We start from the raw sequence: 23,654 nt of genomic DNA, 5'->3' as shown, positions 1-23,654 counted from the left end.
GTACGGGTCCCGGTCCCGCTCTCCGAGGAGGTCACCGATGAAACGCTCCGTCACCCTGGACGACCTGATGATCGCCGGAATAGCCGTGGCGGCCGGGCTGCTGGCGGCGTTCCTGCTGCGGATGCTGCTGCGCTGGCTGGGCAAGCACGCCGAGCGCACCCGCTGGAGCGGCGACGACGTCATGGTGGACGCGCTGCGTACCGTCGTGCCCTGGTCGGCGGTGGCCGGAGGCATCGCCGCGGCGGCCGCGGTGCTTCCGCTGACCGCGCCGGTCGGCCGCACCGTCAACCGGTCGCTGACCGTCCTGCTGATCCTGGTCACGACGGTCACCGCGGCCCGGCTGATCACCGGTCTGGTCCGGTCGGTGACGCAGTCCCGCTCGGGCGTCGCCGGTTCGGCCACCATCTTCGTCAACATCACCCGGGTCGTGGTCCTGGCGATCGGCTTCCTGATCGTCCTGCAGACCCTGGGCATCTCGATCGCGCCCCTGCTGACAGCCCTGGGCGTCGGCGGTCTGGCCGTCGCGCTCGCGCTCCAGGACACACTCGCCAACCTCTTCGCGGGCGTGCACATCCTCGCCTCGAAGACGATCCAGCCCGGCGACTACATCCGCCTCAGCAGCGGGGAGGAGGGCTACGTCGTCGACATCAACTGGCGCAACACCACGGTCCGTCAGCTCTCCAACAACCTGGTCATCATCCCCAACGCCCAGCTCTCGGGCACCAACATGACCAACTTCACCCGGCCCGAGCAGAAGATGACGCTCCTGGTGCAGGTCGGTGTCGGGTACGACAGCGACCTCGACCACGTCGAGCGGATCACGAACGAGGTCGTCGCCGAGGTGATGAACGGGATCGACGGTGCCGTCCCGGAGCACGAACCCGCCGTGCGTTTCCACACGTTCGGCGACTCGCGCATCGGTCTCACCGTGATCCTGGGTGTGGGCGAGTTCAGCGACCAGTACCGGATCAAGCACGAGTTCATCAAGGCCCTGCACAAGCGCTACCGGGACGAGGGCATCCGGATTCCGTCGCCCGCCCGGACGGTCGCGCTCCAGCCCGGCGGGGCGGGCTTCCTGGAGACCGCCATCCCGCATCAGCGCGAGGCCGCGCACCGGCCCTGACATCAGCGTGGGGTCGCGCGGGACACGGCGGAACGGGGACGGGTCACCACGACGCACCCGCACCCGGCGACGTACGGAAGGGGCCGGGCGGATCACTCCGCCCGGCCCCCTTCTTCACGCCCGCCCGGTCAGAACGTGACGGTCAGAGCGTGGCGGTCGAGTCCGGGTAGTGGCCGGGCGCGCGGTTGCGCGGCGCGACCAGGCTCGACACGACCGGGGTGACCGTCCAGTCCGGGTGGTTCGGCATGCGCGGGGTCCTCGTCCCGTACAGCCAGTCGTTCAGGAAGCCGGACTGGTCCGCGCCGGAGATCTCGGTGGCGACCGCGATGTAGTCGGCGGTGGTCGCCGCGCGGTTGCGGTACCGCTCCAGGAAGGTGCGCTCGATGCGGTTGAAGACGTCCTCGCCGACCAGCTCGCGCAGCGCGTACAGGACGAGGACTCCGCCCAGGTAGCGCTGGTTGTCGAAGAGGTTGACGGCGTTCGGCGCGGCGACGGGGCCGGAGGACTGACGCCACTGGTCGCCCCGGGCGTACGTGTCCTTCATCCGGGCTTCCATGGTGGTCAGGCCGAGGGAGTCGGCCCAGCCGCGCTCGTAGCGGTAGAGCAGCCCGTAGAAGTCCGCGTGGCCCTCGTTCAGCCACAGGTCGGCCCAGTTGGCGGGGCTGACGCTGTTGCCGAAGTACGAGTGGACCAGCTCGTGCATCATGTGCGAGCCGATCTTGCTCTCCGCCTGGAGCAGGAAGTTCGGCTTGTAGAGCGTCAGGGTCTGGGTCTCCAGGCCCGTGAAGTCGAACGCGTTCGCGGCGTCGTTGTTGCAGGGCAGCAGCCCGTACGTCTCGAACGGGTAGGCGCCGAGGCGCTGTTCCAGCCAGTCGACGAGGCCGGGGGTGAGCGCGAGCGCCGGCTCCAGCGCGGCGGCCCGCGCGGTCGGGACGACGTCCCGCAGGCCCAGCCCGTGCGGGCCCTGCCGCTCCTTGACGACGTAGTCGCCGACGGTGATCTGCACCAGTTCGGTGGCTATCGGGTCGGCCGAGCAGTACGTGTACGCGGTCCGGTCGCCGTCGAGCTGCTCCGTGCGGGTCAGCGAGCCGTTCGCGACACCGCGCAGGGTGTTCGGCACGGTGATGCGGAAGCTGAAGTCCGCCTTGTCCGTCGGGTGGTCGTTGCACGGGAAGACGGTGTGCGCGGCGTTGGGCTGGGGGCAGATGGCGAAACCGTCGGGGGTGGGTACCCAGGCGGTGTACGCCAGCGTCCTGGCCGGGTCGGCGCCGTACTCGACGCAGACCGCGACGGCGCAGGACTTCGGCAGACTGCGCGCCGGAGTGACCCGCAGCTTCTCGCCCGCCTGCTCGAAGGTCGCGGCCACACCGCCGACCTTCACCGTCCGCACGTCCAGGCCGAGCGCGTCGAGCGAGAAGCGCGAGAGGTCCTGGGTCGCCTTGATCCTCAGGGTCGCTTTGGCGTCGACCAGGCGGGTCGTGGCGTCGTACGCGAAGTCGAGGTGGTACGCCTCGACGCGGTAGCCGTCGTTGCCGAGGGCCGGGAAGACGGAGTCGCCGAGGGTCTCCGCACCCGGGGTGCCCTGGTCCGGCCTTAAGGCCAGGGGCCGCGCCGAGGCGGTGGGGGCGACGGCGAGCGCGGCCGCCGTTCCGAGCAGCGCGGCCGCGGGGGCCGTCACTCTGGTGCGATATCTCATGGTTCGCTTTCGTTCGGGCGACAGAGGGCAGGGAGTTCCGCCGCAAGATCAGTTGCGCGGTCACTTGGATGTACGGCTGAGCGGGCCGTCCGGTTGCCTCCGAGCGATGGACCCGGTTTTCACTCCGGCTGGCGCGTTCACTTCCGCGGCCGGAGGGGTGCCCGAGGTGTCCGATCAGGGCGATTCGCTCGGGCGGCCCGGCTTCGGCCCGTACGGCCGTTTCCCGCCCCTCCGCGTCCGACGCGGGACGGACCCCTGTCGAGTCGGGGGCTCCCAGGAGATATCTTGATGTCGAGCAATGTTGCAGACGTGGAGCGGAGCACCCGGTGACTGACTCGACCATCATCTACACGCACACTGACGAGGCCCCGGCCCTGGCGACGTATTCGTTCCTGCCGGTGGTCCAGGCGTACGCCTCTCAGGCGGGTGTCACTGTGGAGACCCGTGACATCTCGCTGGCCGGGCGCATCATCGCCCTCTTCCCGGAGTTCCTCCAGGAGGACCAGCGCATCGCGGACGCCCTGTCCGAGCTCGGTGAGCTGGCCAAGACGCCCGGCGCGAACATCATCAAGCTGCCGAACATCTCGGCGTCGATCCCGCAGCTCAAGGCCGCGGTCGCCGAGCTTCAGGCGCAGGGCTACGCGCTTCCGGACTACCCGGACGACCCGAAGTCGGACGAGGAGCGCGACATCCGCGCCCGTTACGACAAGGTCAAGGGCAGCGCCGTGAACCCGGTCCTGCGCGAGGGCAACTCCGACCGCCGCGCCCCCGCGTCGGTCAAGAACTACGCCAAGACCCACCCGCACCGCATGGGCGCGTGGTCGTCCGAGTCGAAGACGAACGTCGCCACCATGGGCGTCGACGACTTCCGCTCCACCGAGAAGTCCGCGGTGATCTCCGAGGCCGGCACGCTGCGCATCGAGCTGGTCGGCGACGACGGCTCCACCACCGTGCTGCGCGAGTCGGTACCCGTGCAGGCCGGCGAGGTCGTGGACGCGTCCGTCCTGCACGTCGCGCCGCTGCGTGAGTTCCTCACCGAGCAGATCGCCCGTGCCAAGGCCGAGGACGTCCTGTTCTCGGTGCACCTCAAGGCCACGATGATGAAGGTCTCCGACCCCATCGTCTTCGGTCACGTCGTGCGCGCCTTCTTCCCGAAGACCTTCGCGGCGCACGGCGAGACGCTCGCCGCCGCCGGTCTGACCCCGAACGACGGTCTCGGCGGCATCTTCAAGGGCCTGGAGGCCCTCCCCGAGGGTGCCGAGATCAAGGCGTCCTTCGACGCCGAGCTCGCCGAGGGCCCGGCCCTCGCGATGGTCGACTCCGACAAGGGCATCACCAACCTGCACGTGCCGTCCGACGTCATCGTCGACGCCTCGATGCCGGCCATGATCCGCACCTCCGGCCACATGTGGGGCCCGGACGGCCAGGAGGCCGACACCCTCGCGGTCCTGCCGGACTCCTCCTACTCCGGCGTCTACCAGGCCGTGATCGAGGACTGCCGCGCCAACGGCGCCTACGACCCGTCGACCATGGGCTCCGTCCCGAACGTCGGCCTCATGGCGCAGAAGGCCGAGGAGTACGGCAGCCACGACAAGACCTTCGAGATCCCGGTCACCGGCACGGTCCGCCTGGTCGACGCGGCCGGCGACGCGGTGCTGGAGCAGACGGTCTCGGCCGGCGACATCTTCCGCGCCTGCCAGACCAAGGACGCGCCGATCAAGGACTGGGTCAAGCTCGCCGTCACCCGCGCCCGCGCCTCCGGCGACCCGGCCGTGTTCTGGCTGGACGAGACCCGCGCCCACGACGCCAACCTGATCGCCAAGGTCGACGAGTACCTCCAGGAGCACGACACCGAGGGCCTGGACATCCGTGTCCTCGCCCCCGTCGAGGCCACCAAGTTCTCGGTCGAGCGCATCCGCCGCGGCGAGAACACCATCTCGGTGACCGGCAACGTGCTGCGTGACTACCTGACCGACCTGTTCCCGATCCTGGAGCTGGGCACCAGCGCCAAGATGCTGTCGGTCGTCCCGCTGATGGCGGGCGGCGGTCTGTTCGAGACGGGCGCCGGCGGCTCCGCGCCGAAGCACGTCCAGCAGCTCGTCAAGGAGGACTACCTGCGCTGGGACTCGCTGGGCGAGTTCTTCGCGCTGGTGCCGTCGCTCGAGCAGTTCGCGAAGACCACCGGCAACGCGCGCGCCCAGGTGCTCGCCGACACCCTCGACCGCGCGACGGCGACCTTCCTCAACGAGGACAAGTCCCCGACCCGTCGCGTCGGCGGCATCGACAACCGCGGCAGCCACTTCTACCTGTCCCTGTTCTGGGCGCAGGAGCTGGCGCGCCAGACCGACGACGCGGACCTCGCCAAGGCGTTCGCGCCGCTCGCCGAGACGCTGACCGCGCAGGAGCGGACCATCGTCGACGAGCTGAACGCGGTCCAGGGCAACCCGGCCGACATCGGCGGCTACTACCAGCCCGACCCCGCGAAGGCCGCGAAGATCATGCGCCCGTCCGCCACCTGGAACGAGACGCTGGCGACCTTCGCCTGATCCTCCGCACCACCGCACCACCTCGCGGGCGACAGTCCCGCGCACGCCGCCCCGGCCGGATCCTCCGGCCGGGGCGGCGCCTTTGTGAGGTCTCCCGGCGCGTCACGGTGACGGCTGCGGCCCACCTGGGCGATCAGCGGTGGCGGGCCGCAACACCCGTTCATAGCTTCGGCCTATGACCAGACAACAGATGGCCTACCTCGCGTGCACGGCTGTGGTCGTGGCATCGGGAGTGGGCGCGGCCCTGCCCGCCGACCACCCGTCCGTGCACCTGGTACGCCAGGGTGAATCCATCCAGAAGGCCGTGAACTCGGCCCGGGCGGGCGACACCGTCGTCGTCGCCCCCGGCACCTACCACGAGAGCGTCACCATCACCGCGCGGGACGTGACCCTGCGGGGCGCGAGCGCCAGGTCCACCGTCATCGTGCCGAACACCGCCGCCACCGACGCCTGCGCCAAGGCGGGCAACGGCATCTGTGTGACCGGGACCGACAGCAAGCGCGTCCGCGGCGTCACCGTCGCGTCACTGACCATCAGGGGCTTCGCGAAGCAGGGTCTGTGGGCGACCGGGACCGACGGGCTGACGGTGCGCCGGGTCACCTCCGAGAAGAACGGCCAGTGGGGCATCGCCGAGGAGCGGTCCGTGCGGACCAGGTTCGTCCGCAACATCGCGAAGGACAACGGCGACGCCGGTCTCTTCGTCTCCAACACGGTCACCACCGAGGAGGGAGCCCGCGACACCAAGGGAACGGTGGTCGCCCACAACCTGATGAGCGGCAACCGGATCGGCATCACGGTCCGGCGGGTGCGGAACCTGACCGTCGCCCGCAACGAGGCCACCGGCAACTGCACCGCGGTGTTCGTCGTGGGCGACGAGAACAAGCCGCGCGTCGGCGACCTGAGTGTCACCGGGAACTACATCCACGCCAACAACAAGTCCTGCCCCAAGACCCCCCGGCTGCCCGCCCTCCAGGGCTCCGGCATCGTCCTCACCGGCGCGGAGGACACCCGCGTGACGCACAACCGCGTCGAGGACAACGTGGGCACCTCCCCCCTGTCGGGCGGCATCGTCCTGTTCAAGAGCTTCGTGGGCGCGCTCAGCGAGCGCAACGAGGTGCGCGACAACGTGGTCCTGCGCAACGGCCCCTCCGACCTCGCCAACCGCGACACCACTGGTAAGGGCAACACGTTCCGGAGCAACACCTGCAAGGTCTCCGAACCCTCCGGCATGTGCTGAGTACGGCACGAGACCAGAAACGAGGCATTGAATGACCACTGTCGATCAGAGTCCCCCGCCGTCCATGCAGTTGCGGGAACTCGTCTTCGGGGCGGCCCGTGCCGCCGCCGTACGCGCCGCGGCCCGGCTGGGCGTGGCGGACGCCCTCGACGACACGCCCCTGAGCGCCGAGGACCTGGCCGCCGCGGTGAAGACCCAGCCGGGGACCCTGCGCCGGCTGCTGCGCGCCCTCTCCTGCCAGGGCGTCTTCACGGAGCGCCCCGACGGCACGTTCGCGCACACCGAGATGTCCCGGCTCCTGCGCGAGGACGACCCGAACAGTCTGCGGTACATCGCCCTGTGGTGCACCGAGCCGTGGACGTGGAACGTCTGGCCGCAGCTCGACGAGGCGGTCCGCACCGGCCGCAACGTCTTCGAGGACGTGTACGACAAGGAGTTCTTCCAGTACCTCAACGAGGACGCCCCGGAATCCGCGTACGTCTTCAACCGGGCCATGACGACGTCCAGTTCGCAGTCCGCCCAGGACGTGGCGAAGCTCCTGGACCTGCGCGGCGTGAAGTCGGTCGCCGACATCGGCGGCGGCCAGGGTCACGTCGTGGCCAGCCTGCTGGAGAAGCACCCCGGCGTGCACGGCACCCTGCTCGACCTGCCGGGCGTGGTGGAGAACGCCGACCCCCGTCTGCGCGACGGCGGGGCACTGGCCGACCGGGTGCGGATCGTGGCCGGGGACTGCCGTGAGGACATCCCCGTCCAGGCGGATGTGTACATCATCAAGAACATCCTGGAATGGGACGACGAGAGCACCCGCAGGGCGCTCGCGAACGTCCGCGCGGCCGCCCGGCCCGGCGCCCGGGTCGTCGTCATCGAGAACCTCGTGGACGACACCCCGTCGATGCGGTTCACGACGGCCATGGACCTGCTGCTGCTCCTGAACGTCGGCGGTGCGAAGCACACCCGGCAGAGCATGGTCGACCGCCTCACGGCCGCGGGCCTGATCATCGGCGAGATCCGCCCGGTGAACCCCTATCTGCACGCCTTCGAGTGCACCGTCCCCGGCTGATCCGGCCGGACCTCCGAGAATCCGGAAAACCCGAGGCCGCCGGTTCCGCTCGATCGCGGAGCCGGCGGCCTCGGGTTGTTTCCCGTGCCCGCTCAGGAGGCGGGGTCGCGCTCCCAGGTGTAGAAGCGGTGCGCCATGGCGTCCTTCGGGCTGCGCCAGGTCTGCGGGTCGTACGCGCTGACGTACGCCGACAGTTCCTCGCTGACGCTGCGGAACTCGGGGTGTCCGGCGATCTTCGCGATGGCGGGGCCCGGGTCCCGATCGGATTCGATGAGGTGCAGATACACGTCACCGAACTGGAAGAGGCTGCGCCGGTTGACCCCGATGAGGTGCGGGAGTTCACCCCGGTCGGAGGCGGCGAACACGTCGGAGATCGCCGGCGCCGAGCCGGGCGCCATGCGGGCGACGATCAGGGCGTGGTGCATCGGGTGTCCTTCCTGTTCCGGTTCGGTCGGTCAGCGGGGTACGGCGGCCGGGCTGCGGCGCTCGCGGGCGACCTGCTCGATCCGCTCCCGGATGAGGGCCATCTGCGTGACGGAGTTGCGGTTGATGTTGTCCGTCATCCAGTCGTCGTCGACCGGGGCGTCGGGCTTCATCGCGAAGTCCTGCACCCAGCGCATGTGGGTGCCGGCCGGCGTCTCCTCGTACTCCCAGCGGATGTCCATGTGCGCGAACGGTCCCGTCTCGACGCGGCGCGCCCGCACGGTCCGCCCGGCGCGGTCCACGGTGCGCTCCGAGACCCAACTCCACACCTTGCCGTTGTCGTCCGGGTGCATGGTGAGGCGGAACCTCGTCGTGTCGCCTTCCCGGGCGAGGACTTCGAGGGAGGCGTACTCGCTGAAGAGCCGCGGCCAGTTCTCGATGTCGTTCGTGATGTCCCAGACGAGGTCGAGCGGGGCGTCGATGACGACGCTGTTGTCGGTGTGTCCTGCCACTTCAGGCTCCAGCCTTGAGGTTGTCGTTGACGAGGTCGAGGAACTCCCGCGGGGTCTTGCAGCGCTCGGCGTCGGGGGGCAGGGGCCGGCTGTACCGGTTCTCCAGTTCGCCGACGATGCCGAGCAGACCGAGCGAGTCGAGTCCGAGGGTGCCGAACTGCGCGTCGAGGGACTGCGCGAGTTCGTGGGGGTCGACGGTGATCCCGGCCGCCTTCTTCATGAGCGCGGCCAGTTCGTCGACGGTCACTTCGGTGGTGATCATGCGGTGGTTCTCCTCACGTGCGGCCCGGGTTACCGGGCGGGGTGACCGCCGTGTCGCACGACCAGGGCCGCGTTGGACCCCATGAGTCCCCTGCTGAGGACCAGGGCCGTGCGCAGTTCGGCGGGTCGGGCGTTCGACGTCACCAGGTCGAGGTCGTGGCAGATGTCGAACACGTTGGGGGTGGGAGGGATCTGGCCGTGCTCCATCGCGAGGACGGCGGCCGCGGTGTCCAGCAGGGGTGCCCCGCAGTAGGCCCGTCCGATGCCCGTCTTGGGCGCCGTGACGGGGACCCGGGTGCCGTGCGCCCCCAGGGCGTCGGCGATGGCCAGGGCTTCGGCGCGGTCGGCGGCCGGGACGCCCAGGGCGTCGGCGAAGACGACGTCGATCTCCTCCGGGGCGCAGCGCGCCTCGGCGAGGGCGCCCCGGATGGCGTGGGCGAGCCCGTCGCGGGACCTCTCCCACTGCGAGGCCCCGGTGAACGTGGCCGCGTGTCCGGACACGAGGGCCCGGACCTCCGCTCCCCGCTCGCGGGCACGCCGTTCGTCCTCCACGACGAGCATGGCGCCGCCTTCCGCGGGCACGAAACCGCAGGCTCCCTCGGTGAAGGGGCGGTAGGCGCGCGCGGGGTCCTCGACGGTGCTGAGTTCGGGGTAGCCGAGCTGGCAGACCATCGAGTACGGGGCGAGCGGCGCCTCGGCGGCGCCGACGAGCATCGCGCCGGTGCCGCGCCGTACGCCGCGGGCGGCGTGCGCGACGGCGTCCAGTCCCCCGGCCTCGTCGCTCGCGACGACTCCACAGGGCCCCTTGAAGCCGCCGCGGATGGAGATCTGGCCGGTGCTGGCGGCGTAGAACCAGGCGATGGACTGGTACGGGCCGACGAACTTGGAGCCCTGGCCCCACAGTTTCTGCAGTTCGCGCTGGCCGAACTCGCCGCCGCCGGATCCGGCGGCGGTGACCACGCCGACGTCGTACGGGTCCTCGGGGCCGGCCGCTCCGAGGCCCGCGTCGTCGAGGGCGAGGACGGTCGCGGCCATCGCGAAGTGGCTGAAGCGGTCGGTCTGGACGAGGAAGCGTTCCTCGATGAGGTCCGCGGCGTCGAAGGCCCGGACCTCTCCCGCGACGCGCAGCGGCAGGTGTCCGCAGCCCTCGCGGGTGATGCCGTCCAGGACGGTGAGGCCCTCCCTGACGGACTTCCAGTAGGCGTCGGTACGCAGTCCGTTGGGGGCGATGACACCGATACCGGTGATGGCCGCGTTCCGGGGGCGCTGCGTGCTCATCGTGTCCTCCCAGCCGGCCCGGTCAGGAGCACCGCGGACTGGAATCCGCCGAAGCCGCTGCCGACGGAGAGCACATTCCTGAGCTTCCGCTGGCGGGCGGTGCGCGGCACGTAGTCCAGGTCGCACTCGGGGTCGGGGGTTTCGTAGTTCGCCGTGGGCGGCACCACCTGGTGCTTCAGGGCGAGGACGCAGGCGACGACCTCGATCGCGCCGATCGCGCCCAGCGAGTGGCCCACCATGGATTTGATGGAGCTCATCGGTGTCCGGTGGGCGTGTTCGCCCAGGGACCGTTTGACCGCGGCGGTCTCGTGCCGGTCGTTCTGCCGGGTGCCGGAGCCGTGCGCGTTGACGTAGTCGATGCGCGTGGGGTCGAGGCGGGCCTGGTCGAGCGTGCTGTCGATGGCCCGGGACATCTCCAGGCCCTCGCTGGTGAGACCGGTCATGTGGTAGGCGTTGCCGTAGGTGGCGTAGCCGCCGATCTCGCAGTAGATGTGCGCGCCGCGGGCCCGTGCGTGCTCGTACTCCTCCAGGACGAGTACGGCCGCGCCCTCGCCCATGACGAAGCCGTTGCGGTTGGCGTCGAAGGGCCGTGAGGCGTGTTCGGCGTCGTCGTTGTCGGGCGACGTGGCCTTGATGGCGTCGAAGCAGGCCATCGTGATCGGGGATATCGGCGAGTCGGACGCCCCGGCTATACAGACGTCGGCCCTGCCCTCCTCGATGGTGTGGAAGGCGTATCCGACGGCGTCGAGACCGGAGGTGCATCCCGTGGAGACGGTCTGGACGGGTCCCTGCGCCCCGAAGCGTTCGGCGACGACCGAGGCGAGCGTGCTGGGCGCGAACGCGAGGTGCAGTTTGGGGTCGGCCGCGCGATGGTCCACGTCCCACCGCCGGCCCGACTCGCTGACCTGGACGTAGTCGTGTTCCAGACGGGTGGTGCCACCGACGGCGCTGCCCAGGGAGACTCCGACGCGCCAGGGGTCCTCCCGGTCCGTGTCGAGGCCGGAGTCCTGGACTGCCTCTCCGGCGGCGACGACGGCGAACTGGATGTACCGGTCGACGTGTTCGATCAGCTCGGGTTCCAGGCCGTGCGCGAGCGGGTCGAAGTCGCATTCGGCGGCTATGCGCGAGCGCAGGCCCACCGGATCGAAGAGCGTGATCCCCCGGGTCGCCGTGCGGCCGCCTTCGAGGAGGTCCCAGAACGCCTTCGTCCCGGTGCCTCCCGGAGCGACCACACCGATGCCGGTGACGGCCACCCGGCGGGTCACTTTATGGCCCCGCTTCGTTCGGACGGCTGTCCGTGGTGGCCGGGCGCGGCTCCGCCGGACAGGAACGCGGGGGCGGGTTCGGAGGCGTGGGCGGCCTCCTCCGTGTCGACGTGGCCCATGCTCGGATGCGGGGCGAGCGGGCCCAGGTGGAAGACCATGCGGGCCTCCTCGGCGCCGACGTTGCGGAACCGGTGCCGCACGCCGATCGGGATCAGCAGACCCTGCTCGGGCCGGAGCGCGAGCGCCTCGCCGTCCAGGTCCACTTCGAGGGCGCCGCCAACCACGTACACGAACTCCTCGGAGTACGGGTGGTAGTGCTCGCCGATGCGCTCGCCGGGCTGGATGATGGCGAGGCCCATGAAGCCGCTGGTGGACCCGACCGTGGCGGGCGTGAGCATGGCCCGGATGTCTCCCCCGCGTCTGCGGTTCGGTTCCGTCTCGCTCAGGTTCACGATCTGTGGATGCTGTTTGGTCATGCTTGGTACCTCCGGATGTGGCAGGACGTCGGACGGGACGTCCGTGGACGCGGGCGGCGGGGAGCGGTCCGTCAGGAACCCGCCGAGCTCCGGTCGGTGATGGGCAGCATGTCGGCGTGCGACAGGAGGCGGTTGATGTTGCGTTCCGTCTCCAGGGAGCCTTCGACGCCGATCGCGGGGCCGTCGAGGAGGCGCTCCAGCTCGGCGGCCTTCTTGGCGCCCTTGAGGCCGAGGGAGGCGACGGGGTCGCGGTCGAGGTCGCCGGTGATGTCGATGAGCCGCACCACGATGTCGTCGCGCTGGAAGACGGTGCTGCTGTACACCGGGCTGTTCCTGTCGTCGGCCGCTGCCTCGTCCTGGTGGGCGAGCAGCCGGGCCAGTTCCATGCCGCGGCCCTTGCGGGCCGGGTAGAACAGCGCGTGCCGGGTCACCTTCGCGGGTTCCTCGCGACCGGAGACCACGTGGTGCACGGCGGGGAGCGCCGCGCGGGTGAAGAAGACCCGGGCCGAGTCGGGGTCGCTCAGGTCCCGGTCCTGCTCCAGGTAGGGGTTGATGGCCTCCTCGACCGCCCGCACCTCGGGCTGGCGCGACACGTGGCGCAGGGCCGCGAGGAGGTCGCCCTCGACCTCCACGGCCCGTACGACGCGGTTGCCGTGCATGAAGAGGGAGGTGCGGCGCAGCCGGGTGGTGTCGTCGACCTGGGCCTGGGGGGACTCGTACCCGGCGAGGATCTCGGCGACCTTCGACTCGGATCCGGGCTTGACGGTGAAGGTGAGGGCGTGGCGCGCGACCCCGCTGCCCTCGCGGGCCTCGACCTGGAGGGCCGCCCTGGCCGACTCGGGGGTGAGCGGTTCGGCGGGGCTGGTCTCGCGCAGGATGCTGTAGCGCATCGACCGGGTGTCCCGGACGCAGCTGTGCATGGGCCGGACGGTCTCGACGTGCTCCTCGCTGTTCACCCAGGCGAGGAACGGCGGGGCACTCTCCCACTCGCTGGTGATGAGCCACTGCGAGGGGTTCTCGATCGACTGGCAGAGCTGGTCGCTGAGGTGTCCTGGAACCGAGGCGACCTGGTTGCGCATGAGTTCGTACGCGTCGAGGAACTGCTGCTGAGCGCCTTCGTACAGGTCGAGCAGCAGGATCACCCGAAGCTTCGAGCCGTCGAAGGCCGACTGAGCGATACGTCCCGAGTTGGACATTGCGGCACACCTCTCCTTTTCGTCACGGAAGTCAGGAACGACCGCGGTATCCGAAACGCCGGGGCCGCCATGAACTGATCGTTGCCGCGTGCCCGGGACTCCGCGAGCCCCGCGGGTCAGGCGAGTGAACCGCGCGCCATCCGGGTGCCCCTGCCGCGCGAACGGGCCCGCACCGGGCATGGAACCTGCATCCCCATCCCTGACTCGCGTCGCAGGCGACGCTGGAGGCAATCGATGAACCGATTCGAAGGGGCCGGCGAGAACGGTCTCCGCACGCCCGTCCTCATCGTCGGCGGCTCTCTGGTGGGCCTCTCGACGTCACTGTTCCTGGGGCGCCTCGGGGTGCCGCACATCCTGGTCGAGCGGCACGCGGGCACGTCCCGGCACCCGAGGGGGCGCGGCAACAACGTGCGCACCATGGAGATCTTCCGGGTCGCCGGGGTTCAGCGGCGCATCGAGGAGGCGGCCTCGGTCCTCGCGGACAACCACGGCATCCTGCAGACGCCGACCCTGGTGGGCGACGCCGGGGAGTGGCTGTTCAAGGAGATCGACCCCGGCGGCGGCCTGGCGCGATTCAGCCCCGGCGCGTGGTGCCTGTGCAGCCAGAACGACCTCGAACCGGTGCTGCTGGCCAGTGCCCGGGAGCTGGGCGGCGACCTGCGGTACTCGACGGAGCTGATGTCGTACGAGCAGGACTCCGAAGGGGTGACGGCGAAGGTCAAGAGCCGGGAGACCGGCGAGCACACGACGATCCGCGCGGACTATCTCGTCGCGGCGGACGGTCCCCGCAGCCCCGTCCGCGACACGCTCCGCATCGGCCGGACCGGGCCGGGCGACCTGTTCCACAACGTGAGCCTCACGTTCACCTCGCGCGGGCTCGCGGAGGTGGTCGGCGACCGCCGGTTCATCGTCTGCTATCTGACCGACCCGGCGGCCGACGGTGCTCTTCTGCCGGTCGACAACAAGGAGCACTGGGTCTTCCACGCCCCCTGGCACCCCGAACACGGGGAAACCCTGGAGGAGTTCACCGACGAGCGCTGCGTGGAGCACATCCGGCGGGCCGTCGGTGTGCCGGATCTCGACGTGGAGATCACCGGCCGGGCGGCCTGGCACGCCGCCGAGCGGGTCGCCGAACGGTACGCGCAGGGACGGGTGTTCCTGGCCGGCGACTCGGCCCACGAGATGTCCCCGACGGGGGCGTTCGGCTCCAACACCGGTATCCAGGACGCCCACAACCTCGCCTGGAAGCTGTCCGCCGTGCTGGCCGGCTGGGCGGGGCCGGGACTGCTGAAGTCGTACGACGCCGAGCGGCGGCCGGTCGCGGAGGCGACGAGCGCGCGCGCCTCGTCGCGTTCGGTGGAGCACAGCCACCCCGGGTACACCCCGGAGCCCGCGGCGGCCGGGCGCGGCGGCCCCGGCGGGAAGAAGGGCGGCATCCTGAACGTGGCGCTCGCCTACCGCTACCCGCGGGGCGCGGTCCTCGGCGCCGATCAGTCCGCTCCGGTCGTGCCCGACGGCGTACGGCTGACGGGCGAGCCGGGAAGCCGGGCACCGCACATGTGGCTGACCCGCGCCGGCGCCCGGATCTCGACCCTCGATCTGTACGAGCGTTCCATGGTGCTGCTGAGCTCGGCGGACGGCGCCGGCGCGTGGCACGCGGCGGCGAAGGACACGGCCCGGCAGTTGTCCGTCCCGCTCGACTCGTACCGGGTCGGCGGCGGCCCCGAGGCGGACCTCGTCCCCGCGGGCGACACGGACTGGGCGCAGGTGCACGGCGTGGGCGAGGACGGCGCGGTGCTGGTCCGCCCCGACGGTTTCGTCGCCTGGCGCTCCGAGGGCCCGTCCAAGGACCCCCGGACGACGCTGCGCAAGGCCCTGGTCGCGCTGCTGGACCAGGCCTGACCTCTCCGGGCGGTCGCGGCCTTCCGGCGTCGGCCGGGCGCGCGCCCGGGGCTCACGGAGAACGACCGGAGGCCGTATCGGAATTCCGATACGGCCTCCGGCCTGCGACTTCGGAGCGAAAGCTCCCGTCGGGACGACAGGATTTGAACCTGCGACCCCTTGACCCCCAGTCAAGTGCGCTACCAAGCTGCGCCACGTCCCGATGCGTCTCGCACGTGGGTGAACCCGTGCGTTCGCGTATCCGAACCCTACCGTACGTCGGTGGATGACCGCGTACGCATTGTCATCGTCGCAGCGCAGGCGGGGTCGCCGTGCGCGGCCGGGGCGCCGTACGAGACAGGAGGGGTCGCCGTCATGCCGGATCGGACAGGTCGGCCGCGGCCGCCCGGAGTGCGTCGGCCAGCCGGGCGGCAGGCTCCGGCAGGGGGTGCGGAAGGCGGGCGAGGACCAGGCGGCGCCGCTCATCGGGGCCGCCCCGCACGGACAGGATCCGTACGCCGGGTGGTGCCGCGGGGGCCAGCGAGGCGGGAACGGTGGTCAGACCGCAGCCCGCGGCCACCAGATGCAGCTTGGCCAGCCAGTCACGGGCGGTGTGGGCGATCACGGGACGCTCGTCCAGTCCCGGCCAGACGCCCATCAGTCGCTCGTCGCCGACGGACGAACCGGCGATCCAGTGCTGTCCCCGCAGGTCGGCGATGTCGACGGAGTCGGCGGCGGCGAGCGGATGGGCGGCCGGCACCGCGAGCCGCAGACTGCGTTCGCCGAGCGTCCATACGGTCAGCGCCGGGGACTCGTTGTCCAGGGGCCGGAAGGGCGGCGCCGAGGCGAGCAGGGCCAGGTCAAGGGTGCCGGCCCGCAGCGCACGGACCAGCGCGGGGGTACTGCCCTCCCGGGTGGTCACGTTGATCGCCGGGTGGCTGCGGCGCAGTGCGGCGACGGCTCGGGGCAGCAGGACGGCGCCCGCGCTCGCGAACCAGCCGAGACGGACGGTCCCGGCCTCGGCGGGCAGCCCGGCGAGTTCCCGTGCCGTCGCGTCGATCTGGTCGAGAACGGTCACCGCCCGGCGCAGTACGACGTGTCCGGCCGCGGTCAGCCGCACGCCGTCCCTGCGCCGCTCCAACAGCGCTGCCCGCGCGGCCCGTTCGAGCGAGGCGATCTGCCGGGACACGGCGGACTGGGTGTAGCCGAGCGCGCCGGCCGCCGCGGTGAGCGTGCCCCGTTCGGCCACCTCACGGAAGACACGCAGGGCGACCAGCGAGACGTCGGTGAAGTCCATGACGGTTACGCATACCAGACCTGAGAAGGTTTCGTTGGACGCATACCCGAGGTGTTCCTAGCGTGGTGGGCATGACCAACGCACGCATCGCACTCGTCACCGGAGCCAACCAGGGGCTCGGCTTCGCGCTCGTCGAAGGGCTCGCCGCCCGGATGGACCGCGAGGACCTGGTCCTGCTCACCGGGCGTGACACCCACCGGGTCGCCGACGCCGTCGGACGCGTCGACGCGTCCGCGGCCACCGTGAGCCGGGTCGAGGGTCGCGTCCTCGACGTCACCGACGCGCGGGCCGTTCGCGAACTGGCGGCCGAACTCGGCGCGCGGCACGGCGGCGTGGACATCGTGGTGTCCAACGCGAGCGCCATGCTGACGCCGGACCGGTCGCAGTCCGAGCAGGCGGACGCCTTCATCGATGTCGCCAACGGGGGCGCGCACGCGATGCTGCGCTCCTTCGGCCCCGTACTGCGCCCCGGTGGGCGGCTGATCGTCGTGGCCAGTTCGCTCGGCACGCTGGGTCATCTCGACGCCCGGCTGCACGCGCTGTTCGACGGCTCCTCGCTCGACGAGGTGGAGGCGGCGGTCGAGTCCTGGCGGGCCGCCGTCCATGCGGGCACCGAGCGGGAACTCGGCTGGCCCCAGTGGATCAACGTACCGTCCAAGGTGGCGCAGGTCGCCGCCGTGCGGGCGGTCGCGGCCGAGCGCCGAGACGCCGACCTGGCCCGCGGCACCCTGGTCGCGGCCGTCTGCCCGGGGCTCGTGGACACCCCGCTGTCCCGCCCGTGGTTCTCCGACTTCAGCCAGGCGCAGACCCCCGCGCGGGCAGCGGTCGCAATCCTCGATCTGCTGCTGCGGGAGAAGGCCGATCCGGCGCTGTACGGCGAACTGGTGCGGTTCGGGGAGGTGCTTCCGTGGCACACGGGCCGGCCGCCACGGCACCAGGAACACCTTCTCAACTCGTAGGAGTCGTGGGGGGAACCGACCGGTGGCGGGTGTCGCCGGGCGGCCGCACCCCACCCACCACCGGACCTCCGGTCAGGCGTTGGGGTCGAACGCGATGCCGGCGGGCTTGGCCTTCGACAGGTGGGAGTTGAAGTTGCCGTCCTTGAGGCCGAACACGGCGCTGCCGAAGTTGTAGGCGCTCAGCTTGTCGCGCAGCCCGGCGGGGTAGCCGTTCCAGCCGACCAGGGTCGGGAACTGCCAGGTGTGGTAGTGGTTCTCCGGCGGCTCGTCGTTGGTGTTGGCGGGACGGAAGCAGTGGGTGCCGATGCCGTCCTTGTGGTAGACGACCTTGGGGTGCGTTCCGTCCCAGCGGATCTGGTCCCGGGTGTAGATGTTGAAGTTGCCGTGGGCCGACGTGGAGACGTACTTGGCCTCGTTGTCCTGGACCCACACGACGACGTGCTCCCAGTCGTTGCGGTGTCCGCCGAGGCCGCTGCCGACGACGGCCTGGTCCTTCTCCATGTAGAGGCCGTAGATGATGGCGCACCAGCCGTTGTTGCACTTCTCGCGGGAGTACCCGTTGGTGTTGTCCAGGTCCCAGGAGTCGCGGCAGTGGCCGTTCAGGGCCCCGGAGGGGTTGAGACCGGGGTTGACGGTCCCGTCGGGGCCGATGGCGGGGGTCGGGTAGCAGCCGTCGGTGTCGTAGTCGAAGGCCGGCTGGTACGTCGACTCCAGCGCGTCCGCGTTCCCGGGCAAGGCCGTCGGCGGGTCGGCGAGGGCGCTGCCCGGGAAGGCGACGACCAGCGCGACGGCGCTGCCGAGGACGAGCGAGACCTTGCGGATCCGCGAGCTTCTTGTCACTGCTTCCTCCAGATCGACCGCGGCGTGGGGGCGGGGCAGGCCAGGGCGGCCCTCTTGGCATGCCCAGGTCAGCCTTCCGGGCGTGCGCGGAAAACACCAGAGGCAGCGGATATCGGAGCGGTGAAGGATTGCCCAACTGGGGGCGTGAGAAAGCCTGTTGGGATGAACCGGTCTTCGACCGAGGGTCACCTCCCGTGCCCGCCGACCAAGTGGGCGGGAGGGCATGGGAGATGACCGCCCCGTTGCCGACGGGCACAAGAGGCGCCGGAACTACACGTGACCGTCGGCGAGCTTCCACTCACGGTTCAACACGCCCAGCGGAATGACACGTTGGAACACGGGCGTGCCGAAGATCGACAGGTGCGTCCGCAGGGTGCCGGCCAGGTCGACACCGCCGTAGAGCGACCAGGCGCCCGTGGCGGCGGCATCCGTCCTCACCGTGGATCCCGTCGTGGTCGTGGCGCCGGCCGAGCCCGCGGCCTCGCCCCGCAGGTACGGGGCCAGGTCGGCGGTGACACCGACGGCGCCGTACAGGCCGACACTGGCCTCCGCGCCGAGGGCCGCCTTCACCCGTCCCGCCGCGCTGACGGAGGTGCGCACCGGACTGCTCGTCATGTGCGACTCGTCGACCGGCGTCCACCCCCGGGCAGGGCCGAAGGCACCTCCGGCCTTGAAGTCACCCTTGAGGTGCTGTTCCACGTCGAGCGTGACGACTCCGTCGGCGCCGATCTGGAAGTAGCAGGTCAGATCGAGGTTCACCACGACGGGAATCGGGCCGACCTGGAGGACGGGGTCGGCGTGCAGCTTCGCGAACGGCACCCGCCGGGGCTGCGCGGAGGCGGCGGCACGGCCCTTCACCGCCCACTGCGCGTCCCAGTCGCCGGAGACACCGAGGTAGGCGGTGCCCGGCCCGGAGTCGGCCGCGTCACCGCCGTAGGAGAAGTCGACATCCGGCGCGACCTGAACGAACCCGGACAGGGACGCCGACGTCGGCGCCCCGGGCGCCGTGGCCACCTTCGCGCCGACGTCGATCCGCAGGCTGCCGAGCGGAACCTTCGCCCCCTCGGGGCCGACGTGGACGTCTCCGGCCTTCGCCCAGGAGACCCGCACGTCCGGCAGCAGTTTCTCGATGTCGAAGGACGCCGGGTCGACGGGGACCGAGCCCTTGGCGTCGTCGTCACCGAGCAGCGCGTCCAGGGTCGTCGGCTCGGTCTGCACCTCGGTACCGTCGCCGCTCTCGCCGATCACGTCGGTCACCCTGGCCAGGAGGCCGTCCGGGGCGCCGGGCGCGGGGGCGCTGGCGACGACGTCACCCACGGCCATGCCGTGCGGCTCGGCCGAGTTCCCGGCGGACGGGGACGGGGACGACGAATGCGCCCCCCTTCCGTCTGAACCGCCGCTGCCTGTACGGGATATGACGGCCCTTCGGGTCCTGCTGTCGTACGACGCCACCTTGAGGGCGGCCCGGTGCGCCCGGCCGCCCGACGCACCGGGACGGGCGACGGCGGTCGAGGTGGCCGCCGCCTCGGGGGCCGCGGCGACGGCGAGCGGCCGCCCGGCGTCCTGGGTGGCGGAGGCCGAGGCCACTGCGGGACGTGCGCGGTCGGCACGGGAGGGCTGCTCCGCGGGACTCGCGGAGCAGCCTGAGGCGAGGAGGAGGGCGGATACGGCGAGCGCGGGCACGGCGGCCCGCGAGGCCCGCTTGCGGATACGCAAGTTCAGTCCTTGAGGGGGGTGGGGGGCGACTCGGGATTACCGACGGGTAACCAGAGGTGAGGGTGTCATGAACCCGTGAAGCCCCGCCTCACGTTTCGGCGCCCGCCGAGGTGATGTACGCCACGCCCCCCGGAACGCCCCGAAGAGTCGTGGAAGGCTCAACCAACTTGACCTTCAACGGACATGACACGGCATCAGCAGATGCCGAAGAGGGTGGCGGACCGACGGGCCCGACCCCGCCGCCCGTCCCCCCGCGTCACCGGAATCACCCCCCTGCCGCGGCTTTGGACCTAGCTCCGCGGCTCCCAGCCCTCGTACGCGGCCGTCAGCAGCCCGAGTACGCCGTTCGCCGTCACCTCACGGGGGTTGGGGTAGGACTCGGCGGCGACCATCGTGGCCGCGCGCGCCAAGTCGGCTTCCCTCAAGCCGAGTTCGGCCAGAGTACGGGGAGCGCCCAGGCCTCCCGCGAGGTCCCGGAGGGCGCGGGGGACGTCGTCGGCGCCCAGGGCCCGTGCCAGGACGGCGACCGCCCGCGGTGCGGCGGACGCGTTGTACGCGAGGGCGTACGGGAGGACCACGGTGTGGGTCTCGGCGTGCGGCAGGCCGAAGGTGCCGCCGAGGACATGGCAGAGCTTGTGGTGCAGGCCCATGGTCGTCGCGCCGAGGCAGGACCCGCAGAGCCAGGCGCCGTACAGGGCCCGGGCGCGGGCCTGGGGATCGGCGGGGTCCGCGGCCACGCCGGGAAGGGCGCCGGCCATCGCCCGTACGCCCTCCTCCGCCATCAGGGAGACGAGCGGGGAGGCGTCGGGGGCGTACAGCGCCTCGGCCGCGTGCGCGAGGGCGTTGACACCGCTGGTCACCGAGAGCGGGACCGGGAGGCCGAGGGTGAGGTCGGGGTCGTAGACGACGCAGCGCGGCTGTACGGAGGAGTCGCGTCCGGTGCGTTTGACCCCCTGTTGGGTCAGGCCCCACACGGACGTCATCTCGGAGCCCGAGTAGGTGGAGGGCACGGCGATCAGCGGCAGGCCGGTCCGCAGCGCGATCGCCTTGCCGAGGCCGATCGCGGATCCGCCGCCGACGGCGACACACCCGTCGGCGGCCATGTCCTGTGCCACTTCGACGGCCCGGTCGGCGACCTCCGCGGGGACGTGCATCCGGGCCCCGGCGTGGACTCCCGCGCAACTGTCGCCGAGCGCGTCCGCCACCGCCCGCGCGGCGTCCACACCCCGGCCGCCGCACACCACGAGGACCCTGTGCAGCCCGAGGCGGGCGGCCTCCCCCGGTGTCGCGGTCACGGAGGCGCCGGGCCGGAAGACGACCCGGGCGGGCCGGGTCTCGTAGGTGAAGTCGAGCGGGGCGCTCGGCGGCGTGGTCATTCCGGCTCCAGTACGAGGTCGAAGCGGGCGTGTCGGAAGGGGTTCGCGACACCGAACTCCCGGGCCGCCGACGGATCGTCGGTCTCGGCGAAGTCCTGTACGAGACTCCGCTTCACGGCGAAGACGGCGTCGGCGTCCAGATAGGGGCTGCCCGCCACGAAGATGTGCGTGGTGACGGGGGCGTGGCCCTCGGCCGAGGCGATGAAGTGGATGTGGGCGGGGCGCCAGGGGTGGCGGCCGGTGGCCCCGAGCAGGGCGCCGACCGGACCGTCGGTGGGGATCGGGTAGGGGCTCGGTACACAGGTGCGGAACCGGAAGCGGCCCTCGGCGTCGGCGGTGAACAGCCCGCGGCCGTTGCCGGGCGGCTGGACGTCCGGCCGCTGGACGTCGTAGAAACCCCGCTCGTCCGCCTGCCACACGTCGAGGACGGCGCCCGGCAGCGGACCGCCGTCGCGGGAGAGCACCCGGCCGCTGACGACGCACGGCTCGCCGGTGCCCACCAGGTCGATGGTCGCGCCGAGTTCCCGTACGGGGGACCGCGTCAGGTGGAACGGTCCGAGGACGGTCGACTCCGTCGCGCCCGGGCCGTCGTGGCCGTTCAGGGAGTCCACCAGCATGGACACGCCGAGGACGTCCGACAGGAGGATGAACTCCTGCCGGGTGTCCGTGCACATCTGCCCGGTCGCCGTGAGGAAGGCCGTGGCGCGCTCCCACTCCGCGGTCGTCGGCCGGGTCTCGCGGACGAAGGCGTGCAGGTGGCGGGTGAGCGCGCCGAGCAGTTCACGCAGCCTCGGATCGGCCGTGCCCGCGAAGCTGTCGACGACGGCGTCGGTGATCTCCGTGGTGAATTCTCTGGCCATGCCGCTCCCGAGGTCCAGCCGGTCGTCCTGCCGGGCGTGCCCAGGCTACGAGACCGGCCGGTGGCCCGAAACACCGTCACCGACGCCGAAGAACACACAATGACCCTTTCCGTGGGGCATCGTTGACCTGGAACATCACGCCCGCACCGGACGCACGGAAAGTATGATCAAGCAATGTCTGACTTGACCGAAACCACGCCCGGCTGGCTGTCCCGCGACGAACTGGAATCGGCCCGCGCCCGCATGCCGATCCTGTACGTCGAAGCCGTACCGGTGCGCGTCGACGACAACGGCGAAGTCACCCACATCGGGCTCCTGCTCGGCATCGGTCCGGACGGAACGGTCACCCGCTCCCTCGTCTCCGGCCGGGTGCTGCACCACGAGCGGGTCCGGGACGCGCTGCTGCGCCACCTGGAGAAGGACCTCGGCCCGGTGGCCCTCCCCCGGATCCCGGCCTCCCTCCAGCCCTTCACCGTCGCGGAGTACTTCCCGACGCTCGGGGTCACGCCGTTCCACGACCCGCGCCAGCACGCCGTGTCCCTGGCGTACATCGTCCCGGTCACCGGCGACTGCCGCCCGCGGCAGGATGCCCTGGACCTGGTCTGGTTCAGCCCGGAGGAGGCCGCGTCCCCCGTGGTCACGGACGACATGCCGGGCGGTCACGGCGTGCTGCTGCGGCAGGCCCTGGCCTACGTCGGACGTATCGCCTGACGCGGGGGGCCCGCGGCCTCGACGCGGCCCGCGTCGGTGGCCCGCGGGCGCAGGACCATGAGCGGGCCCTCCGGGGCCGCCACCATGGCGAAGGGGAAGCGGTCGAGCTCGACGCAGAGCGCGACGTCGTCGGGATGGACGCCCTGCCGCACCCCGGTCGCCAGCTCGGTGGCGGCACGGGACGCGGCGGCCCGGCGGAGGAACCCGGCCGCGTCGGTCCCGGCCCCGGCGGCCCGCCCGGCGATGTACTGGGCGCACGCGAGATCCTCCTCGGCGCGGCCGTCCTCGCCGGTGACCACGAAGGTGACGTCGGCGCACCGGCGGTCCCGCAGGAGCTGGGCCGTCGCCTCGGCCACCACGAAGCCGGCGCACAGGACGAGCGAGGCGTCCTTGACCGCGAGGGCGCCGACCGTCCCCGCCGTGGTCTTCTGCACGACGGTGCGACCACCGAGGTCGGCGGACCGCAGCAGGCCCGGCGAATTGACGAGGTCGAACCCCGGGGCGGGCGGACCGTCCTTGAGCGCCACCCAGTCCGGGTGGCGGGCCTTGAGCGCCAGGGCCTCGTCCAGGGACTCCGCGAGAACGATCTTCTCCGCGCCCCGGCCGAAGGCCCAGGCGGCCACCGTGAAGGCACGCATGACGTCGACCACGACCGCCACGGACGGGGTGTCGGTGAGCTCGGCGATGCCGAGGAATCGGGCGTCCATCGCGTCATCATGGCGCCGGCCCGGGTCCCAGGCCACGGAATAAGGCGGCGCACGCCCGTCCCCGGACAACGGAAAAGGCCGCTCCCGCCTCGGCGGAAACGGCCTGCGACCTGCGTTCAAGCAAGTCGGGACGACAGGATTTGAACCTGCGACCCCTTGACCCCCAGTCAAGTGCGCTACCAAGCTGCGCCACGTCCCGGTGCCTTCACCCGCGGAGACCCGCGTGATCGTGCG

21 protein-coding genes and 2 tRNA genes are annotated in these 23,654 nt (G+C 71.4%); 7 read left to right on the top strand and 16 right to left on the bottom strand.

Annotation, left to right across the window (positions count from 1 at the left end):
- Nucleotides 1-37 precede the first annotated feature (37 nt).
- Nucleotides 38-1,123, top strand: coding sequence for a mechanosensitive ion channel family protein (locus tag ACIQ7M_RS02920; protein WP_403638975.1), 1,086 nt, complete (start codon nt 38-40; stop codon nt 1,121-1,123).
- 142 nt (nt 1,124-1,265) lie between these two features.
- Here the strand turns inward: ACIQ7M_RS02920 and ACIQ7M_RS02915 are convergent, their stop codons facing one another.
- Entirely contained in the window at nt 1,266-2,819 is a 1,554-nt protein-coding gene (locus tag ACIQ7M_RS02915; RefSeq protein WP_403638973.1) for a M1 family metallopeptidase, read from the bottom strand.
- Nucleotides 2,820-3,145: 326 nt separating this feature from the next.
- Between ACIQ7M_RS02915 and ACIQ7M_RS02910 the strand changes: the two genes are divergently transcribed.
- From ACIQ7M_RS02910 to ACIQ7M_RS02900, 3 genes are all read left to right on the top strand, one after another.
- Nucleotides 3,146-5,365, top strand: coding sequence for an NADP-dependent isocitrate dehydrogenase (locus tag ACIQ7M_RS02910; RefSeq protein WP_386986947.1), 2,220 nt, complete (start codon nt 3,146-3,148; stop codon nt 5,363-5,365).
- Nucleotides 5,366-5,540: 175 nt separating this feature from the next.
- A complete protein-coding gene (locus ACIQ7M_RS02905; protein WP_403638971.1) occupies nt 5,541-6,602 on the top strand; it encodes a nitrous oxide reductase family maturation protein NosD in 1,062 nt (353 codons plus the stop codon).
- A gap of 31 nt (nt 6,603-6,633) precedes the next feature.
- The gene (locus ACIQ7M_RS02900) at nt 6,634-7,662 is read left to right on the top strand and encodes a methyltransferase (protein WP_355769483.1); all 1,029 of its coding nucleotides are present in this window, start codon (nt 6,634-6,636) and stop codon (nt 7,660-7,662) included.
- A 92-nt stretch (nt 7,663-7,754) separates the two neighbouring features.
- On the opposite strand, the gene ACIQ7M_RS02895 is transcribed toward ACIQ7M_RS02900, so the two are convergent.
- The 7 genes from ACIQ7M_RS02895 to ACIQ7M_RS02865 all read right to left on the bottom strand — a co-directional run bounded on the left by ACIQ7M_RS02895 (nt 7,755) and on the right by ACIQ7M_RS02865 (nt 13,073).
- Entirely contained in the window at nt 7,755-8,087 is a 333-nt protein-coding gene (locus ACIQ7M_RS02895; RefSeq protein WP_355769486.1) for a TcmI family type II polyketide cyclase, read from the bottom strand.
- Nucleotides 8,088-8,117: 30 nt separating this feature from the next.
- Entirely contained in the window at nt 8,118-8,597 is a 480-nt protein-coding gene (locus tag ACIQ7M_RS02890; RefSeq protein ID WP_355769489.1) for an SRPBCC family protein, read from the bottom strand.
- A gap of 1 nt (nt 8,598) precedes the next feature.
- A complete protein-coding gene (locus ACIQ7M_RS02885) occupies nt 8,599-8,859 on the bottom strand; it encodes a phosphopantetheine-binding protein (protein ID WP_355769492.1) in 261 nt (86 codons plus the stop codon).
- Nucleotides 8,860-8,888: 29 nt separating this feature from the next.
- On the bottom strand, nt 8,889-10,136 hold the full coding sequence (locus ACIQ7M_RS02880) for a ketosynthase chain-length factor (RefSeq protein WP_403638969.1): 1,248 nt from the start codon (nt 10,134-10,136) through the stop codon (nt 8,889-8,891).
- Nucleotides 10,133-11,401, bottom strand: coding sequence for a beta-ketoacyl-[acyl-carrier-protein] synthase family protein (locus ACIQ7M_RS02875; protein WP_355769498.1), 1,269 nt, complete (start codon nt 11,399-11,401; stop codon nt 10,133-10,135). Before ACIQ7M_RS02875 ends, ACIQ7M_RS02880 begins: the two co-directional genes overlap by 4 nt.
- On the bottom strand, nt 11,398-11,877 hold the full coding sequence (locus ACIQ7M_RS02870; protein ID WP_355769501.1) for a cupin domain-containing protein: 480 nt from the start codon (nt 11,875-11,877) through the stop codon (nt 11,398-11,400). Before ACIQ7M_RS02870 ends, ACIQ7M_RS02875 begins: the two co-directional genes overlap by 4 nt.
- Before the next feature lie 71 nt (nt 11,878-11,948).
- Nucleotides 11,949-13,073, bottom strand: a complete 1,125-nt coding sequence (locus tag ACIQ7M_RS02865) for a SchA/CurD-like domain-containing protein (RefSeq protein WP_386987276.1) — start codon at nt 13,071-13,073, stop codon at nt 11,949-11,951.
- Nucleotides 13,074-13,307: 234 nt separating this feature from the next.
- Between ACIQ7M_RS02865 and ACIQ7M_RS02860 the strand changes: the two genes are divergently transcribed.
- Nucleotides 13,308-14,975 (top strand): FAD-dependent oxidoreductase, encoded by a 1,668-nt coding sequence (locus tag ACIQ7M_RS02860; protein WP_403638966.1) that lies wholly within the window; start codon nt 13,308-13,310, stop codon nt 14,973-14,975.
- A 128-nt stretch (nt 14,976-15,103) separates the two neighbouring features.
- Here the strand turns inward: ACIQ7M_RS02860 and ACIQ7M_RS02855 are convergent.
- A tRNA-Pro gene (locus tag ACIQ7M_RS02855) sits at nt 15,104-15,177 on the bottom strand.
- Between the two features lie 150 nt (nt 15,178-15,327).
- Nucleotides 15,328-16,251 (bottom strand): LysR family transcriptional regulator, encoded by a 924-nt coding sequence (locus tag ACIQ7M_RS02850; protein WP_403638964.1) that lies wholly within the window; start codon nt 16,249-16,251, stop codon nt 15,328-15,330.
- Nucleotides 16,252-16,322: 71 nt separating this feature from the next.
- On the opposite strand from ACIQ7M_RS02850, the gene ACIQ7M_RS02845 reads away from it, so the two are divergent.
- Nucleotides 16,323-17,210: an SDR family NAD(P)-dependent oxidoreductase gene (locus tag ACIQ7M_RS02845; RefSeq protein ID WP_403638962.1), complete on the top strand. Its 888-nt coding sequence runs from the start codon at nt 16,323-16,325 to the stop codon at nt 17,208-17,210.
- A 72-nt stretch (nt 17,211-17,282) separates the two neighbouring features.
- Here ACIQ7M_RS02845 and ACIQ7M_RS02840 read toward each other — a convergent pair whose 3' ends face one another.
- The 4 genes from ACIQ7M_RS02840 to ACIQ7M_RS02825 form a co-directional block, all read right to left on the bottom strand.
- Complete coding sequence (locus ACIQ7M_RS02840; RefSeq protein ID WP_384802742.1) at nt 17,283-18,050, bottom strand: NPP1 family protein; 768 nt, start codon at nt 18,048-18,050, stop codon at nt 17,283-17,285.
- Between the two features lie 270 nt (nt 18,051-18,320).
- Nucleotides 18,321-19,760, bottom strand: coding sequence for a hypothetical protein (locus ACIQ7M_RS02835; protein WP_403639246.1), 1,440 nt, complete (start codon nt 19,758-19,760; stop codon nt 18,321-18,323).
- A 296-nt stretch (nt 19,761-20,056) separates the two neighbouring features.
- Complete coding sequence (locus ACIQ7M_RS02830) at nt 20,057-21,142, bottom strand: maleylacetate reductase (protein WP_403638959.1); 1,086 nt, start codon at nt 21,140-21,142, stop codon at nt 20,057-20,059.
- A complete protein-coding gene (locus tag ACIQ7M_RS02825; protein WP_403638957.1) occupies nt 21,139-22,002 on the bottom strand; it encodes an intradiol ring-cleavage dioxygenase in 864 nt (287 codons plus the stop codon). The genes ACIQ7M_RS02830 and ACIQ7M_RS02825 overlap by 4 nt, the downstream gene beginning before the upstream one ends.
- 174 nt (nt 22,003-22,176) lie before the next feature.
- Here ACIQ7M_RS02825 and ACIQ7M_RS02820 point away from each other — a divergent pair, with 174 nt between their 5' ends.
- Nucleotides 22,177-22,713 (top strand): NUDIX hydrolase family protein, encoded by a 537-nt coding sequence (locus tag ACIQ7M_RS02820; RefSeq protein ID WP_326784256.1) that lies wholly within the window; start codon nt 22,177-22,179, stop codon nt 22,711-22,713.
- On the opposite strand, the gene ACIQ7M_RS02815 is transcribed toward ACIQ7M_RS02820, so the two are convergent.
- Both ACIQ7M_RS02815 and ACIQ7M_RS02810 read right to left on the bottom strand, forming a co-directional pair.
- Nucleotides 22,692-23,420 (bottom strand): 2-phosphosulfolactate phosphatase, encoded by a 729-nt coding sequence (locus ACIQ7M_RS02815; RefSeq protein ID WP_403638955.1) that lies wholly within the window; start codon nt 23,418-23,420, stop codon nt 22,692-22,694. The genes ACIQ7M_RS02820 and ACIQ7M_RS02815 overlap by 22 nt on opposite strands.
- Nucleotides 23,421-23,545: 125 nt before the next feature.
- Nucleotides 23,546-23,619, bottom strand: a tRNA-Pro gene (locus ACIQ7M_RS02810).
- Between the last annotated feature and the right edge of the window lie 35 nt (nt 23,620-23,654).

It is taken from the genome of Streptomyces sp. NPDC096324, from assembly GCF_044763015.1.
Classification (GTDB): domain Bacteria; phylum Actinomycetota; class Actinomycetes; order Streptomycetales; family Streptomycetaceae; genus Streptomyces.
The sequence above is the reverse complement of the archived record's forward strand: the minus strand, read 5'-3'. Positions and strand labels throughout refer to the sequence as shown.